The sequence below is a fragment of the Shewanella jiangmenensis genome (genome assembly GCF_018596335.1).
Classification (GTDB): Bacteria; Pseudomonadota; Gammaproteobacteria; order Enterobacterales; family Shewanellaceae; genus Shewanella; species Shewanella jiangmenensis.
In genome coordinates this window covers 387,602-403,182 of record NZ_JAHEPS010000003.1, presented here as the reverse complement: position 1 = coordinate 403,182, position 15,581 = coordinate 387,602, and the positions used below count along the sequence as shown (strand labels likewise).

At 54.2% G+C, this 15,581-nt stretch carries 17 protein-coding genes; 16 read left to right on the top strand and 1 reads right to left on the bottom strand.

Features of this window, described 5'->3' with window-relative positions:
- Positions 1 to 7: 7 nt before the first annotated feature.
- The 4 genes from KJI95_RS10505 to KJI95_RS10490 all read left to right on the top strand — a co-directional run bounded on the left by KJI95_RS10505 (position 8) and on the right by KJI95_RS10490 (position 4,442).
- Complete coding sequence (locus KJI95_RS10505) at positions 8 to 2,044, top strand: acetyl/propionyl/methylcrotonyl-CoA carboxylase subunit alpha (protein WP_214507144.1); 2,037 nt, start codon at positions 8 to 10, stop codon at positions 2,042 to 2,044.
- Between the two features lies 1 nt (position 2,045).
- The gene (locus KJI95_RS10500; RefSeq protein ID WP_214507143.1) at positions 2,046 to 2,936 is read left to right on the top strand and encodes a hydroxymethylglutaryl-CoA lyase; all 891 of its coding nucleotides are present in this window, start codon (positions 2,046 to 2,048) and stop codon (positions 2,934 to 2,936) included.
- A gap of 136 nt (positions 2,937 to 3,072) precedes the next feature.
- On the top strand, positions 3,073 to 3,774 hold the full coding sequence (locus KJI95_RS10495; protein WP_214507142.1) for a CoA transferase subunit A: 702 nt from the start codon (positions 3,073 to 3,075) through the stop codon (positions 3,772 to 3,774).
- A gap of 11 nt (positions 3,775 to 3,785) precedes the next feature.
- Positions 3,786 to 4,442: a CoA transferase subunit B gene (locus KJI95_RS10490; protein ID WP_214507141.1), complete on the top strand. Its 657-nt coding sequence runs from the start codon at positions 3,786 to 3,788 to the stop codon at positions 4,440 to 4,442.
- 114 nt (positions 4,443 to 4,556) lie between these two features.
- On the opposite strand, the gene KJI95_RS10485 is transcribed toward KJI95_RS10490, so the two are convergent.
- Positions 4,557 to 5,591 carry a 3-oxoacyl-ACP synthase III family protein gene (locus KJI95_RS10485; RefSeq protein ID WP_214507140.1) on the bottom strand — a complete coding sequence of 345 codons (1,035 nt, stop codon included), beginning with the start codon at positions 5,589 to 5,591 and terminating at the stop codon, positions 4,557 to 4,559.
- A 158-nt stretch (positions 5,592 to 5,749) separates the two neighbouring features.
- On the opposite strand from KJI95_RS10485, the gene KJI95_RS10480 reads away from it, so the two are divergent.
- The 12 genes from KJI95_RS10480 (at position 5,750) to KJI95_RS10425 (ending at position 15,433) form a co-directional block, all read left to right on the top strand.
- Positions 5,750 to 6,799: a 3-oxoacyl-ACP synthase III family protein gene (locus KJI95_RS10480; protein WP_250885756.1), complete on the top strand. Its 1,050-nt coding sequence runs from the start codon at positions 5,750 to 5,752 to the stop codon at positions 6,797 to 6,799.
- Positions 6,800 to 6,802: 3 nt separating this feature from the next.
- Entirely contained in the window at positions 6,803 to 7,564 is a 762-nt protein-coding gene (locus tag KJI95_RS10475) for an SDR family NAD(P)-dependent oxidoreductase (RefSeq protein WP_214507138.1), read from the top strand.
- Positions 7,554 to 8,699, top strand: coding sequence for a PseG/SpsG family protein (locus KJI95_RS10470; RefSeq protein WP_214507137.1), 1,146 nt, complete (start codon positions 7,554 to 7,556; stop codon positions 8,697 to 8,699). Before KJI95_RS10475 ends, KJI95_RS10470 begins: the two co-directional genes overlap by 11 nt.
- A gap of 58 nt (positions 8,700 to 8,757) precedes the next feature.
- Positions 8,758 to 9,855 (top strand): aromatic ring-hydroxylating oxygenase subunit alpha, encoded by a 1,098-nt coding sequence (locus KJI95_RS10465; protein ID WP_214507136.1) that lies wholly within the window; start codon positions 8,758 to 8,760, stop codon positions 9,853 to 9,855.
- Positions 9,852 to 10,934, top strand: coding sequence for a pseudaminic acid synthase (gene pseI / locus KJI95_RS10460; protein ID WP_214507135.1), 1,083 nt, complete (start codon positions 9,852 to 9,854; stop codon positions 10,932 to 10,934). The genes KJI95_RS10465 and pseI overlap by 4 nt, the downstream gene beginning before the upstream one ends.
- The gene (locus KJI95_RS10455; RefSeq protein ID WP_214507134.1) at positions 10,934 to 11,671 is read left to right on the top strand and encodes a cytidylyltransferase domain-containing protein; all 738 of its coding nucleotides are present in this window, start codon (positions 10,934 to 10,936) and stop codon (positions 11,669 to 11,671) included. The genes pseI and KJI95_RS10455 overlap by 1 nt, the downstream gene beginning before the upstream one ends.
- A gap of 63 nt (positions 11,672 to 11,734) precedes the next feature.
- Positions 11,735 to 11,968, top strand: coding sequence for an acyl carrier protein (locus KJI95_RS10450; RefSeq protein WP_214507133.1), 234 nt, complete (start codon positions 11,735 to 11,737; stop codon positions 11,966 to 11,968).
- Positions 11,965 to 12,735, top strand: coding sequence for an SDR family NAD(P)-dependent oxidoreductase (locus tag KJI95_RS10445; RefSeq protein WP_349356727.1), 771 nt, complete (start codon positions 11,965 to 11,967; stop codon positions 12,733 to 12,735). Before KJI95_RS10450 ends, KJI95_RS10445 begins: the two co-directional genes overlap by 4 nt.
- Positions 12,710 to 13,312: a UDP-4-amino-4,6-dideoxy-N-acetyl-beta-L-altrosamine N-acetyltransferase gene (pseH, locus tag KJI95_RS10440; protein WP_250885755.1), complete on the top strand. Its 603-nt coding sequence runs from the start codon at positions 12,710 to 12,712 to the stop codon at positions 13,310 to 13,312. Before KJI95_RS10445 ends, pseH begins: the two co-directional genes overlap by 26 nt.
- The gene (locus KJI95_RS10435) at positions 13,309 to 13,557 is read left to right on the top strand and encodes a hypothetical protein (protein WP_214507132.1); all 249 of its coding nucleotides are present in this window, start codon (positions 13,309 to 13,311) and stop codon (positions 13,555 to 13,557) included. The genes pseH and KJI95_RS10435 overlap by 4 nt, the downstream gene beginning before the upstream one ends.
- A gap of 11 nt (positions 13,558 to 13,568) precedes the next feature.
- Positions 13,569 to 14,699: an AMP-binding protein gene (locus tag KJI95_RS10430; RefSeq protein ID WP_214507131.1), complete on the top strand. Its 1,131-nt coding sequence runs from the start codon at positions 13,569 to 13,571 to the stop codon at positions 14,697 to 14,699.
- The gene (locus KJI95_RS10425) at positions 14,696 to 15,433 is read left to right on the top strand and encodes an SDR family NAD(P)-dependent oxidoreductase (protein ID WP_214507130.1); all 738 of its coding nucleotides are present in this window, start codon (positions 14,696 to 14,698) and stop codon (positions 15,431 to 15,433) included. The genes KJI95_RS10430 and KJI95_RS10425 overlap by 4 nt, the downstream gene beginning before the upstream one ends.
- The last annotated feature ends 148 nt before the right edge of the window (positions 15,434 to 15,581 follow it).

Here is a 15,581-nt window from a genome sequence, read left to right as displayed (position 1 = left end):
ATTTTCCATGTTTAACAAACTCTTAATTGCTAACCGCGGTGAAATCGCCTGCCGCGTTATCCGCACCGCCCGCGATATGGGCATCAAAACCGTGGCCGTGTATTCCGACGCCGACCGCGACGCCCGCCATGTGGCGCTGGCGGATGAATCCTTTTATCTGGGCGAAAGCGCCCCGGCAAGCTCGTACCTGCGCGGTGAGCTGATTATCGACATCGCCAAAAAGTGCGGCGCCGAGGCCATTCACCCCGGTTACGGCTTTTTGTCGGAAAACGCCGAATTTGCCCGCGCCTGTGAGGCAAACGGCATCGCCTTTGTCGGCCCGGGCTCCGATGCCATCGACGCCATGGGCAGCAAAAGCGCCGCCAAGCTCATCATGGAAAAAGCCGGTGTGCCCCTGGTGCCCGGCTACCACGGCGACGATCAAACTGATGCCATGCTGCTTGCTGAAGCCAAAAAGATTGGTTATCCGCTCCTTATCAAGGCCGCCTACGGTGGTGGCGGTAAGGGCATGCGTATTGTCGAGGGCGAGAGCGAGCTTAAAGCCGCCATCGACTCGGCCCGCCGCGAGGCTGCTTCGAGCTTCGGTAACGACAAGCTCTTGATGGAGCGCTATCTGCGTCAGCCGCGCCACGTTGAAGTGCAGGTATTTGCCGACTCACATGGCAACTGCGTGTATCTGTCTGATCGCGACTGCTCTATTCAGCGCCGCCATCAAAAGGTGGTAGAAGAAGCCCCTGCCCCGGGCCTGCCGGATAGCCTGCGCAAGCAAATGGGTGAGGCTGCCGTGGCTGCGGCCAAGGCCATCGACTATCGCGGCGCCGGTACTGTGGAGTTTCTGCTCGATGCCCCTCAGCCAGGTAAAGAGCGCAGCTTCTTCTTTATGGAGATGAATACCCGTCTGCAGGTGGAGCACCCGGTAACCGAAATGGTCACTGGCCAGGACCTGGTGAAATGGCAGCTGTTGGTGGCATCGGGTTCAGTACTGCCACTTGAGCAGCACGAGATCCAAATCCACGGTCACTCCTTTGAAGTGCGGGTTTACGCTGAAGATCCCAACAACGAGTTCCTGCCCGCCAGTGGCAAGCTCACCTTTTTGCGTGAGCCAGAGCCAAGCCGCCATGTGCGCATCGACTCAGGCGTGCGTGAAAACGATGTGATTTCAAACTACTACGACCCCATGATCGCCAAACTCATCGTGTGGGACGAATCGCGCCCCCGCGCACTGGCGCGTCTTAGCCGCGCCCTTGGTGATTACCGTGTCGGCGGCCTTAAGCACAATATCGAGTTTCTCTCCAACATCGCCGAGCATCCGGCGTTTGCCGATGCCAACTTCTCCACCGACTTTATTGGCCGCTATGGCGATGCCCTGATTGGCGACAGCCGTGACGAGGCCGACACAGCCTTTGCGCTGGCGGTACTGACCCAACTAAAGCTGCGGGAAGCCACCACTCAGGATGTGCCCGGCCACGATCCTTTCAGCCCTTGGTCGAGCCTCAAGGGATTTCGCTTAAGCAGCCCAAGGCGCCACAGCGTGACCCTGCTGGATGATGCTCACCAAAGCCGCAGCGCCGAACTCACCGAGTCAAATGGTCGCTATCAGTTGCGCCTCAACGACAAGCTGATTGAGCTTGGTGGCAGCATTGAAGACCGCGAGCTTAAGTGCGAAATCAACGGCCACAGGATGAAGGTGACGGTATCACTGGAAGAAGACGGTCTCACCGTGTTCCTATCAAGCGGCAGCTACCACTTCCGCGAAGTGCTGGGCCAGGTGTTGGAAGAAACCGCAAGCTCAGAAGATAAACTCAAGGCACCGATGAACGGTACCGTGGTGACCCATCTGGTCGCCGTTGGCGACAAGGTAGCCGCCGGTCAGGGTTTGCTTGTTATGGAAGCCATGAAGATGGAATACACCATTGAAGCGCCCTTCGATGGGGTAGTGAGCGAGTTCTTCTTCGCCCCCGGGGAGCTGGTGTCCGACGGTACCCTGCTGCTGGCGCTAGAGCCGGCCGATGCAGCAGCCGATAGCAAAAACGCGGAGGCCTGAAATGGCATTGCCTTCCCATATCAGCCTGTTTGAGGTCGGCCCCCGTGACGGTCTGCAAAATGAAAAGCAGGTCACTACCGCCGATAAAATTCTGCTGGTCGAAAACCTTGCGGCCGCAGGAGTTAAGCGCATCGAGGCGGCAAGTTTTGTTTCCCCCAAGTGGGTGCCGCAAATGGCCGACTCGGGCGAGGTACTCAAGGGTATTTCCCGCCTGGCAGGCGTGCGTTACAGCGCCCTTACCCCCAATTTGAAGGGGCTGGAACTTGCCCTTGACGCCAATGCCTCAGAGGTAGCGGTATTTGCCGCAGCCTCCGAGGGCTTTAGTCAGAAGAACATCAACTGCTCGATTGAGGAGTCAATGGAGCGGTTTATCCCGTTGATAGAAAAAGCAAAAGAGCACAATTTGCCGGTGCGCGGTTATGTTTCCTGCGTGCTCGGTTGCCCCTACGATGGCGAGATAGCCGTAAACGAAGTGGCGCGGGTGTCTGAAATTCTGTACAAACTCGGCTGCTATGAAATTTCTTTGGGTGACACCATAGGCGTTGGCACGCCCGCAAAGGCCCGTAAAATGGTTGAAGCCGTGGCGGCCAGAGTGCCAGCAGACAAGCTCGCGCTGCACTTTCACGACACCTACGGCCAGGCGCTCGCCAATATCCTGGCCTGCCTTGAGAGCGGCATCAGCACCGTGGATACCTCGGTGGCAGGCCTCGGCGGCTGCCCCTATGCCAAGGGTGCGTCGGGCAATCTTGCCAGCGAAGATCTGGTGTATATGCTCCATGGCATGGGCATAGACACAGGCATTGACCTTGGCAAACTGATTGAGGCCGGTAACCGTATCAGCGCCGCCCTTGGCAGACAAAACGGCTCCAAAGTGGCGCGAGCACTGAGCTAGCCACTTCAATAAGGTGGCACGGGCAGCCTGGCCACAGCAAGATAACAATAACTATCTCCTGCCCAGTCACGGGCAGGCGAACAAAGCACAGCATACGACCTGACGTACAGCAGGTTAAGAACAAAAGGAAGACAAGATGGCAGGACTCTACAAGGTCGTCGACAGTTACGACCAGGCCCTGGCGGGCCTTAACGACAATATGACCATCATGGTGGGCGGTTTTGGCCTGTGTGGCATCCCCGAAGGCCTCATCAACCATATGGTTAAGCTTGGCACCAAGGGCCTCACCGCCATCTCCAACAACGCAGGTGTTGATGACTTTGGCTTGGGGCTTTTGCTGCAAAACAAGCAGATCAGCACCATGATAGCCTCCTACGTGGGTGAAAACGCCACCTTCGAGCGCCAGATGCTGAGCGGCGAGCTGAACGTTATCCTCACCCCCCAGGGCACCCTGGCCGAAAAAATCCGTGCCGGCGGCGCTGGTATTCCCGCCTTCTTCACCGCCACTGGCTACGGCACCCCCGTTGCCGACGGTAAAGAAACCCGCGAAATCAAGGGCCGCCACTTTGTGCTGGAAGAATCCCTGACCGCCGATTTCGCCCTTATCCGCGCTTGGAAGGCCGACACCATGGGTAACCTGGTGTTCCGTAAAACCGCCGCCAACTTCAACCCCATGATGGCCACCGCCGGTAAAATCACCGTGGTAGAAGTGGAAGAGATTGTTGAGCCGGGCGAGCTCGACCCAGATCATATCCACACCCCTGGGATTTATGTGGACCGCATCATCAAAGGCAGCTTTGAGAAGCGCATCGAACAGCGCACCGTGAAAAAGGCATAAGGAGACTCGCAATGGCACTTTCAAGAGAACAACTGGCCCAGCGCGTCGCCAAAGAGCTTAAAGACGGCTACTACGTAAACCTTGGCATTGGCATTCCAACGCTGGTTGCCAACTACATTCCCGAAGGCATGCAGGTCATGCTGCAGTCGGAAAATGGCCTGCTCGGCATGGGCGAGTTCCCCACTGAAGAAACCATCGACCCGGATCTGATCAACGCCGGTAAGCAAACCGTGACCGCAGTAAAAGGCGCGTCGTTTTTCTCCAGCGCCGAGAGCTTTGCCATGATCCGCGGCGGCCATGTGGATTTGACCGTGCTCGGTGCCTTCGAAGTGGACGTTGAAGGCTCTATCGCCTCCTGGATGATCCCCGGTAAGCTGGTAAAAGGCATGGGCGGCGCCATGGACTTGGTGGCCGGTGCCGACAATATTATCGTCACCATGATGCACGCCGATAAATACGGCAACTCCAAGCTGCTGCCCAAGTGTGAGCTGCCTCTGACCGGCTTTGGTTGCATCAAGCGGGTGCTTACCGATCTGGCCTTTATCGAAATCAAGGACGGCGCCTTCCACCTGCTGGAGCGTGCCCCCGGCGTCAGCGTTGAAGAAATCGTCTCAAAAACCGCAGGCAAACTTATCGTGCCCGAGCACGTACCTGAGATGCAGTTTTAAGTAAGTCGAAATTATTATTCCGGACAATCGCAGCGTTCGAATCTAACAAAACACCCGCACTGGCGGGTGTTTTTTTGCTGCGTACTTCAGTTTGCAAAGCAGGCTGGAAGGGTTTTACTTATTTGCTAATTCCGGCAGCGGCATTTCAAGTGTCTTGCAAACATCCAGCGGTCCAAGCGCAATCACAGCACTCCCCCATGACCAACCAACACCAAAACCCGAAAGCAACAGAGTTTGCCGGGTGGAGGCTAACTTGTCTGACAACGCATCCGTTATGGCAAGCGGAATAGATGCAGAGCTGGTGTTGCCACGGTGCTGCATCGCAATAAGCAACTGAGAGTTATCGACACCAAGCTTATCTGCGAGCCGCTTAAGCATCATTTCATTAGCCTGATGCATCACTACAGTGTCTACTTCGCTTACCTTTATTGCCGCAGAATCAAGCACCGCAGTGATTGACGCAGGGACTTCACGTAACGTAAACACAAACACCTGAGTGCCATCCATGGTGAGGGCCGGAGCCTTTTGTGGGTTAAGCGCCGCACCATTAGGCTGAATGAGATAGGGGGCGCCAGCACCATCGCTGCCGAGTGAAAAGTGCATCGGCATGGCGTCCGCTGACTTTTCAAGCGCAATCACGCTCACTGCATCACCAAACAGCGGACTGACCGGACGACTTTGCTCTCCACTACACATGTGGGTAGTAGTATCGCCAACCACCAGCAATGCACGGCCACAGGGTAACGCAGCAAGCAAGGTTGCCGCCTGCCACAAACCATAGACAAAGCCTGAACAGCCAAGATTTACGTCAAATGCAACCGTATCTTTGGCGAGTCCCAACCGATGCTGGAGCTGCACAGCGTTGCCTGGCAACACGTAGTCAGGTGTTTGGGTGATACAGACCAGGAGGCCGGGACTGGTTTCCCATGCAAGGTCGTCAAGCAGTGCTTTGGCGGCCACTGTCGCCATGGTTAGCACGGTTTGCCCCTCACCGGCCACACGACGATGGACTATACCGGTCGAATCAATTACCCGCTTAAGCTCGTCGACCGAAAACAGGTGAGTAAGGTCGTGGTTGTCTGCAGTCTCAGAGGGTACAACTGAGACAATGCCTCGAATTTCGACACCCGTTACCTGAGTCAGTGCCATTGCGTGTCCCCCAGCATTACTCAATCCCGGCGGAAGTCTGCCGGCCATCAACTTTCAAGCTATATTATTCAATGTTATAGTTGAAACCAATCAAAATAGCTGAATTTCAATGGGGTAGCTAAATGGAAGCTGTCATTAAATCAGTCAGGATCGCAGGAATGCACGCCGTCGTCCCGCCCCACAGACATTCCTACGTCGAAACACCCGGCCTGTTTACTCAAGAAGAAGCAGACAAGGTGTTTGCGAGTACAGGGATCCATTCTCGTCGGATCCTGCCAAAGCATTTATGTGCCTCGGATATGTGTGTTGCGGCAGCAGAAAGGCTGCTGAGTAATCTCGGCTGGAGTGCTGACAGCATCGGCGTGCTGATTTTTGTGTCGCAGGATCAGGATTATTCACTCCCCGCGAGTGCCTGCCTTATGCAGGCAAGATTAGGGCTGCCGCAGTCCGCTGCATGCCTGGATGTGAGCCTTGGCTGCTCCGGCTTTATTTACGGTACCTGGATAGCCAGCCAATTGCTGCAGGGTGCCAGTGGTAAGCGCGCTCTGGTGCTGTGCGCTGACACCTCAAGCCGCCACTTGTTGCCTGACGACAGAGGAACGCTGCCGCTGTTCGGCGATGCAGGGGTCGCAACTGCGCTGGAATTCGATCCGGACTGGCCCGATTCTTACGTAATAGTGGGTACCGATGGCACCGGAGGGCAGCACATTGCCGTTAAGGCAGGTGGTCGCCGCAATCCCTGCATGCCGGAAAAAGCGCCCTTTGATGATGACACCAACGCTCGCCTCTACCGGGATACCCGACTCTACCTCAATGGCGCGGCGGTATTCTCTTTCACACTGAAAGTCGTACCCAAACTGGTGAAAGATGCGCTCGGTCTTGCCGGACTTGAGGCGGGTGCACTCGATATGGTGGTGATGCATCAAGCCAATCAGTTTATTTTAGAACATCTACGGAAAAAAACCGGCATTCCGGAAGATAAGTATCTGATAGACATGAAAGACTTTGGCAACACTTCGTCTGCCTCTGTGCCGCTCGCGATATGCCATAGTCTGAGCGATTTTTTTGCTGAGCGTAAAAAACTACTTCTGGGAGGCTTTGGGGTTGGATGGTCGTGGGGCGCACTCATCGCCGATGTTCAGATGGATGCGCCGCCGATGCTGACTGAAATAACCGATGACTTTCCACCACTCACGCTGGAGCAATAGGCAGTGTTGCTTGCTAACAAACACATACTGGTCACCGGTGCCTCAGCCGATTCCGACATAGGGCTGGCTATCTGCCATAGTCTGGCTTCACAGGGTGCCAAACTGGGTTTGCTAGGTCGACGCAGTGAGGCACTGGAAAAGACCCTTTCGCTGTTGCCGGCAAAGGCTGACACTTCGCATTATCTGTGCCCGTTTGATTTGACCCAGCTTGACGGCATTTCGGAGCAAATAAAACGGTTGGTTGAAACCCACGGCGCCTTTGACGGCTTAGTTCACAGTGCCAGTTTTCAAGGTTACAGCCCGCTGAAAACCCTGAAACCACAACAGATAAGCCAGTATTTTGATTTGAATTTTGCTGCAGCGGCCATGCTGCTGTCAGCATTTGCCAAACAGCAGCAAAGCCGTCCCGGCGCAAGCCTGATTTTAATAGGTTCGGCCGCAGGACAAAAAGGGCTCAAAGGACGCTGTCTTTACGCAGCTTCCAAAGCCGCACTGGCGTCGTTGGTCAAAAGCGCGGCACTGGAGCTGGCAGACAAGCAAATCCGGGTCAACTGCGTCGCACCGGCGCTGGTCAGTGGATCCAAGGCCGATAAACAGTTTGCCATGCTTGGTGAACAGCAATCTCAGGCGCTTATCGCTGCGCATCCTCTTGGCATTGCGTCGCCACAAGATGTCGCGGATGCGGTTTCCTTCCTGATAGGGCCCCACAGCCGAAAAATTACCGGCACTACACTTAACGTGGATGGTGGATTCCTTGCAGGCTAAAACTCTGGTGTTTTACGGCAATGCCTCCGCCACCATCGGCTCGGGTCATGTGATGCGTTTGATGGCGCTGGCCGATGCCTTTCAAACTGCCGGCAGCGGCAAGGTTAATCTGACTATCCTGTTTTGCGCTAAAAGCTGCCCCGAATCGCTCAAATTCAAGCTGGCAGAACGTGGGTTTAAATGGCAACAGGCACCCGAGCAATTAACCGCTGAACATCTCAATCAATTTAATGCCGATGTTCTGGTGATTGATGATTATTTCCTGACGCAGCAAGAATGGCAGGCGATAGCGCAAAGTCACGCGCTGACACTGGCATTGGATGACGCCATCGCCAATCATCCATTGCCGGTGGATGCAGTACTTAACCCGGCGCCGGATCAGCAGGAAACGGTGTATCGTCGCCGCATCACTGAACCAAGCGAAAGGGCTTCAGTATCTAACGATAGCCATCAGATCCTATCTGCCAGCGGCGTTCACACAACTGGCGCAGCACTCCTGTTTCTTGGACCTCGCTATACGCTGCTTCGACGGGAATTTCGAGAAACGCCAATCCCCGAATTCGCACAGCGGCAACGTATTTTGATTACCTTAGGCGGCTCAGATGTCAAAGGTTTGTCGCTGCCACTGCTGGCTGCTGTGACTCAATCTCTTCCGAAAGTACCGATCACCTTGATTGTGGGCGGTTTGACTACGTTGGATGAGAATGACATACAACGCGCCAATGTCGGCGGCGCCCCGCTTAAGATTTTACGCAATGCCGAAAACATGGCAGAGGTCATGGCCGAATGTGGCCTGGCAATATCCGCCGGCGGCGGCACCCTGGGTGAACTTGCAGCCATGGGTGTACCAACTCTGGCACTGGTGTGTGTCGACAATCAGCTCCCGGCGCTCAACTCATCACTTGAGGGCTCCTGGTATCTGGCAAGGGATATGCGCAACTGGCAAGTCACTGAACACTTCGATGTTAACGCCAAAATTGATAACTCGCTGGCTGAAATCACACAATTGCTTAATCAACTATGGCACAATCCATGCAAGCGCAACAATATGAGTCAAAAAGCGCGTCAAATTGTTGATAGCTGCGGATTAATTGAGCTTGCGGGCAAACTCCTCAATCACAAAAAAGCTCGCTGAATTTGCCTGCAGTTGCGACCTAGAACCGTTCATTCAACCAAGGCGGAATAACGCATTTATGATAGCCTCCACAGCCATAAACCCCGAACACTATGTCAGCGAAGATACTTTTCAGCGGGAGCTTGAAAACGTATTCAAACAGCACTGGCTTTTTATCGGGTTCAAAGATGAGCTGGCCAATCATAATGACTTTTTGACACTTGAGATAGCCGGGTTTCCCATCGTAGTGCAGAACTTCAATGGTGAGTTATCGGCACTGCTGAATATCTGCAGCCACCGCAAAGCCAGGTTACAGACGGCATCCAAAGGCAACCGCCCGCTACGCTGCCCTTACCACTGCTGGAGCTTTAAAGAAGGTGGCAAGCTTGCCGGCATTCCTGGAAATAACCAAGAATTTCAGCTTGATGAAGCACAAAAAGAAAAACTGAGCTTACGTCAGTTTGCAGTCGATAGCTGTGGCGACTTTGTGTTCGTGCGGTTGGCACCCGAAGGCCAATCACTCAAAGAATTCCTCGGTGATTGTTACGGCATGCTGGAAGACTTTTCGGACCACTTTACCGACCCTGTTCACAGCGGCAAGTACCAATGGCAGAGCAACTGGAAATTGGCGGTGGAAACAGTGCTTGAGGTGTATCACGTGCCCGGCACCCATCCTGACAGTTTTTCGCACCTTGCCAAGGCTGAGTGCGACATAATCAGCGTGCCGCCCCATAACCTTGGCAATACGCCCTTGTTGGATGCGCCCAAGAAATGGTGGAGTGGCGTAAGAAAGCAGCTCAAATTAATTCAGCATCCACAACTTAATGAATACAACCATGTGTTTGTGTATCCCAACCTGGCTATCGGTATCACCAACGGCTCTTTGATGTCAGTTCAAACCTACGATGTGATTGACCGTACTCAAACAGTGCTGCATTACCGTTTACGGATGCTGGGCACAGCTCAGGGACATGCGAAGGACGGTGCGCTAAAGCGCGCAGTGGTAGCAAACTTCAGTGACTTCAACCATACCATCCTGGAAGAAGATCGCCTGATGGCGGAATCATGCCAACAAAGCTATGCCCACACCGATACCGCGGCAATTCTCGGTAAATGTGAAGACAGGATCAGGTTGTTTCACGACGCCTGGCGTAACGACATGGAGACTCGCCCATGACCTTCCCTTTTAGCAAACACTTTTCCATAGCTGGCCGCGGCGTTGGCGAGGGAGAATTACCGCTGGTTATTGCTGAGTTGTCCGGCAACCACAAAGGCTCACTGGACAAGGCACTCGCGCTGGTCGATGCAGCCGCAGCCGCCGGTGCTGATGCTATCAAGATCCAGACTTACACCGCAGACACTATTACCCTCAATCATAATGGGCCGGAGTTTTGTATTAACGGCGGCCTTTGGGCAGGTAAGACACTGTATGAGCTGTATCAGGAAGCCTATACCCCATGGGAGTGGCATCAGGCGTTGTTTGAGCGCGCTGCCAATCATGGTATTCCACTGTTCTCCTCGCCATTCGATGGGTCAGCCGTTGATTTGCTGGAGTCCTTGTCAGCCCCGGCCTATAAGATTGCATCATTTGAAATCAATGATATCGCTCTGATTGAGCGTGTCAGTCGCACAGGAAAACCACTGATTATTTCTACCGGACTGGCGACGCTCAATGAAATTGAAGAAGCCGTACGCACGGTAAGAGCAGCCGGTGGTAACCAGTTGGCGCTGCTGCACTGTATCAGCGGCTATCCTACGCCGATTGAAGATTGTAATCTGCACACCCTGATGGATCTGGCCCGCCGTTTTGATGTCATCGTCGGGCTCAGCGACCACACCAAAGACAGCATTGCCAGCGTTACGGCGGTGGCACTTGGGGCACAAATAATCGAAAAGCACTTTACCCTCGATCGCAATGATGGTTCGGTAGATGCAGCGTTTTCTCTGGAGCCCGACGAATTTGCCGCGATGGTGAAAGATATTCGCCGCGCCCATGCCGCCCTTGGGCGGGTTAATTACGATCTCAAACCCAGTGAGGCCGGCGGCAGAGAATTTCGCCGCTCTCTCTATGTCTGCGCCGACATCAAGAAAGGCGACTTTTTTAACGCATCCAATGTTCGCTCCGTAAGACCTGGGCTTGGGTTACACACCCGTTATCTGCCACAAGTGCTTGGACAGCAGGCGGCCTGTGATATCGCCTTTGGCACCGCTTTGTCACCTGCCCATCTCAGTGTTGCTCTCAAGGAGCAACACTGATGGCCGTCATTTGTGTCACACAAGCCCGCATGGGCTCGAGCCGCTTGCCTGGCAAGGTGCTTATGGATATTGAGGGGCTGCCTCTTATCGGCGCCCATTGTGCCCGTGTGGCTCGCAGTAACAGGATTGACCGCCATATCCTGGCGATTGCCGATACGCCGGAGGATGCGCCCCTTAAGACGTGGGCAACCGCCAGTGACATTCACTGCTATGAAGGCAGCGAACTTGACGTGTTAGCGAGATTCTACCAGGCAGCGCTGGCAGCAGGCGCAGTCCCTGGAGACACAGTTGTGCGCCTCACCGGCGACTGCCCTTTAATTGCCCCCGAACTTATTGACGCCGTCATTGATGCACACCAGCAAACTAACCCCGAGGGCTATAGCTATCTGGATCTTGCCGGATTTCCCCGGGGTTTTGATACCGAAGTGTTCAGCTTCGAACTATTAGAGCAAACCGCCAGCTTTGCCACAGGTGATGCCGCACGCGAACATGTGACCTACGCCATGTATACGTCAGGTACAGTCAAGCTACTGGGCGTAATGCTTGGTCGCCCCGAATGGCATCAATTTAGGCTTTGTGTCGATGAGGCCGACGATCTGGCGCTGGTGCGTTTTGTTGCATCGGCCCTGGGCAAATTGTGGCTAAACGCCAGTGCCACCGACATTTGTCACTTACTGATGTCGAGTCCGGACCAGGCAAGCATGAACCGTCACATAATTCAGAAGACGGCGCACTGAATTTATCCCCCTGCCAGCCGATGAATAGACTGACAGACACATACAACACGAGAGGAACAGACCATGAACAGAGAACATTTCCTGAATGCACTGGAAGAAATCCTTGAACTTGATGCCGGTACGCTCAAAGGCAACGAGACACTCGCCGATATCGACACCTGGGATTCACTGGCCTTTCTGAGCGTAATTGCAATGGCCGATGAACATTTCAACATCGTTATCCAGGGCGACAAACTGGAGCAAATCTCCACGGTAAACGATCTGGTAGGTTTAGTGCAGGAGCATCTGGCAGCGTGAGTACCCTGCAGCACCATCCGATGGACCTCAGCGGAAAACTGATCCTGATCACCGGCGCATCGTCCGGGATCGGCAGGGAAACTGCAATTCTGCTATCAAAGCTCGGAGCCCGGGTGATCCTGAATGGCCGCCATTCTGATACCTTGGTGCAAACGCAGGCGTTAATGGAGGGCGATGGACACATCATCTCCCCCTTTGACATGAGCCGCACCGATGAGATTGCCGATTGGGTTGTTTCCCTCACCAAGGCCCACGGTCCGGCCGATGGATTTGTCCATTGTGCCGGGGTGCAGGAAAACCGCTCGATTCGCCTCTTCGATGCAGCGTTTTTCGATACAACCATGCATACAAACCTTGCCAGCGCACTCGCCGTCGCCAAGGGGTTTCGTCAGCGGCGTAACCGTGAGCGTCAGGGCGCTATTGTACTGGTATCATCCATTGCCGGGTTGATAGGTCAGAGCGCCAATGTGGTGTATGGTGCCAGCAAAGCCGGGCTTATGTCAGCAACCCGTGGACTTGCCATGGAGCTGTTGCGGGACAATATCCGGGTAAATTGCGTGGCACCGGCGCTGGTAAACACCGAAATGGCAAGCAAGACCCGCGACAACATGACCGAAGCACAATTTCAGTCCATCCTGGATCAGCACCCAATGGGCATAGGTGAGCCCGTGGATGTGGCCAACGCCATCGCATTTTTGCTGAGCGACGCCGCTCGTTGGATCAATGCCGTAACCTTGCCTGTTGAAGGCGGGTATCTGGCCAATTGAGAGAATTAACATGGGGTTGCGATTTACCCGAGTTACCGAAAATGATGCCGAACTGCTGCTGACGTGGCGCACAAGCCCCGAAATAACCAAAGGCATGTTCACCGACTTGGTCAATCCCAGTGTTGGATCACAGCGGCGCTGGATTGCCAGTCTGGCCGATCGCGACGATTATCGTGCCTATATGATCTGCGATGACAACACACCTGTGGGATTTTTGTGTTTCGCCGACATCGACCACCATAACCGTAAATGTTCAACCGGCAGCTATATTTATGAACGCGCCGCCAGGCTGAAGTACGGCGTTACTCTGCACACATATATCTGCAACTATGTGTTCCATCACCTGAATATGAACAAGATCGTAAATCAGGTGATGAACGCCAATGACAAGGTGGTCAAGTTGCAGCTGCTGCACAAGACCCGCCTTGTAGGCGTACTCAAGCAACATATTTTTAAAAATGGCGAGTTTCACGACGTGCATTTGTTCGAACAGCTAAAACAAGACTGGCTGGAACAAAAGCAGCATTTCAGTCTAGAGCAAATTGCCGCCGCGTTTGACGATTGGAAATCCCTATGACAACAGACATTACCGCCCTGATCATTCAGGAAACTGAAAATCTTATCCGTGCCAAGGGTACTGAATGTCCGCCGGTGTCAGCTGACAGCAGGTTTTTACAGGATCTGCCTATGGATTCGCTGGATCTGGCGACCTTATTAGTCACGCTGGAACTCATTCTCGCCAAAGACCCATTTCGTGACGGTTTTAAAACATTCCACAGCGTCGAAGAATTGAGCGCCCTTTATCGGGCCATGGCGAGCTGACGGGGTCAATAATGCACTGGATTGCCGGGACGTTTCGCTGCATCGAGCCTGAAGGGAGCTGGCAGTTGCCGCTCCCATCGCCAAGCCTCGCCCCCGAAAGAATGGTCTTGCTCGACTACCCCACACTCGGTGCTGCGCCGGTCAAACAGATCCTGACGGCCATCCTGTGCGCACAAGCCAATAATTGCCCCGTGATACTCCGACGCGATCCGGATACCTCACTCCCGACATCATTACCTGAACACTTTTGTATCGGATTGCAGACATCAGGTACCACAGGCGCACCCAAGCTGGTCTTTCATGCGCTGGAAAGACTGCTGCCTCCCAAGCCGTTTTCCGCCGATGCGCGCTGGCTGCTAAGTTACCATCCCATGAGCTTTGCAGGCCTTCAGGTCATACTCCAGGCCGCATTCAGTGGTGCCATGATTATCAGCGCAGCCCAAGCCAGTGCAGCTGAAAAAGCGGCTCTGGCCGTCGAGCATGCAGTCACAGCCCTCGGAGTTACCCCATCCCTGTTTCGCGCCATGACCCTCATATGGCAGCAAAACCTGCCGCCGCTGACAGAGCTGACTTTTGGTGGTGAAATTTGTGATGATGTAACCCTTCAACTGGCCGCAGCCTTGTTTCCATCGGCCAGAATTCGCCATATTTACGCCACGACAGAAACAGGTGTCCTGCTGAGCGTCAGAGATGGCAAGGCCGGTTTTCCGGCTGGCTGGCTCGGCAAACCACTGATAGATGGCAAACGCCTGTCGCTGGAGCAGGGTATGCTCTGGGCTGAAACCATTAAAGGACGTTTGAATACCGGTGATCGGGCAGAGATAATCGACGACAGAGTCTGTTTTAGAGGCAGGTATGACAACATTGCCAACGTTGGTGGCACCAAGGTCGATTTGGACGCTCTGGAGCAAGCCTTTCTCACGCTGGAACATGTGATTGATGTACGGGTCTTTGCCCGCAACAATCCCATCACAGGTCACTTGGTCTGCATGGAGTTTATTGCGCAAAATGAAACACTTGCCAGAAATGAAATCAACCAATACAGTCAAACTCTGGTAGCCGAGATGCGCCCAAGGCTAATTCGTTGCGTCCCGCAGATCACCCTTACCGACGCTGGGAAAAAACAAAGGATTAACCCATGAGCTGTGAGCCGAAAAAACATGTTGTCGTCACAGGCGTCAGCCGTGGGCTGGGCCTTGCAATAGTCACCTCTTTACTGGAAGCGGGCTACCGTGTCAGCGGCTGCAGCCGCGAACGCACCGAGGCAATCGCAGCGCTGGAGGCCAACGCTGATTTTTGCTGGTTTGCCTGTGATGTCGGCAATCCAGATCAGGTTCAGCAATTTATCAAGGCTGCCTGCGAGTGGGCACAGATCCCGCTATGGGGCCTTATCAACAATGCCGGCATCGCCCGCGAAGGGATCCTGGCAACCTTCCCCAATGTCGACAGCGATGAATTATTGCAGGTGAATTTGCACGGTGCCCTTTACCTTGCCCGCGAAGCGCTCAGGATCATGTTGCCGCAAAACCGTGGAGGGCGGATCATCAATATCAGCTCAATCATCGGCAGTCGCGGTTACACCGGGCTTGCGGCTTATTCGGCCTCTAAAGCCGGACTCGATGGATTGACCCGCGCTTTGGCGCGTGAAAATGGCCGCAGAGGGATCACTGTCAATTCTGTGGCACCGGGTTATCTCGAGACTGAAATGTCTTCGACACTCTCAGCCAAACAGCGGGATCAGATAATCAACCGAACCCCATTGGGCCGCCTTGGTCAGGCAGAGGACGTAACCCCCCTCGTTCAGTTTCTCCTATCTGAAGAAGCTGGGTTTATCACGGGACAAACTCTGACCGTGGACGGTGGCATAACGAACTGAGCAATGGTGCAAAACGGGCGGGCCGTGAATACCCTGGCCATACCATCAGTTACCACCTGACGATAGGGATTACGCAGAAGCAAAACATTGCCGAATGGTTTTCTTTACCTGATTACTATATGAAACCTGCTGAAAGCTCCTCAACTGA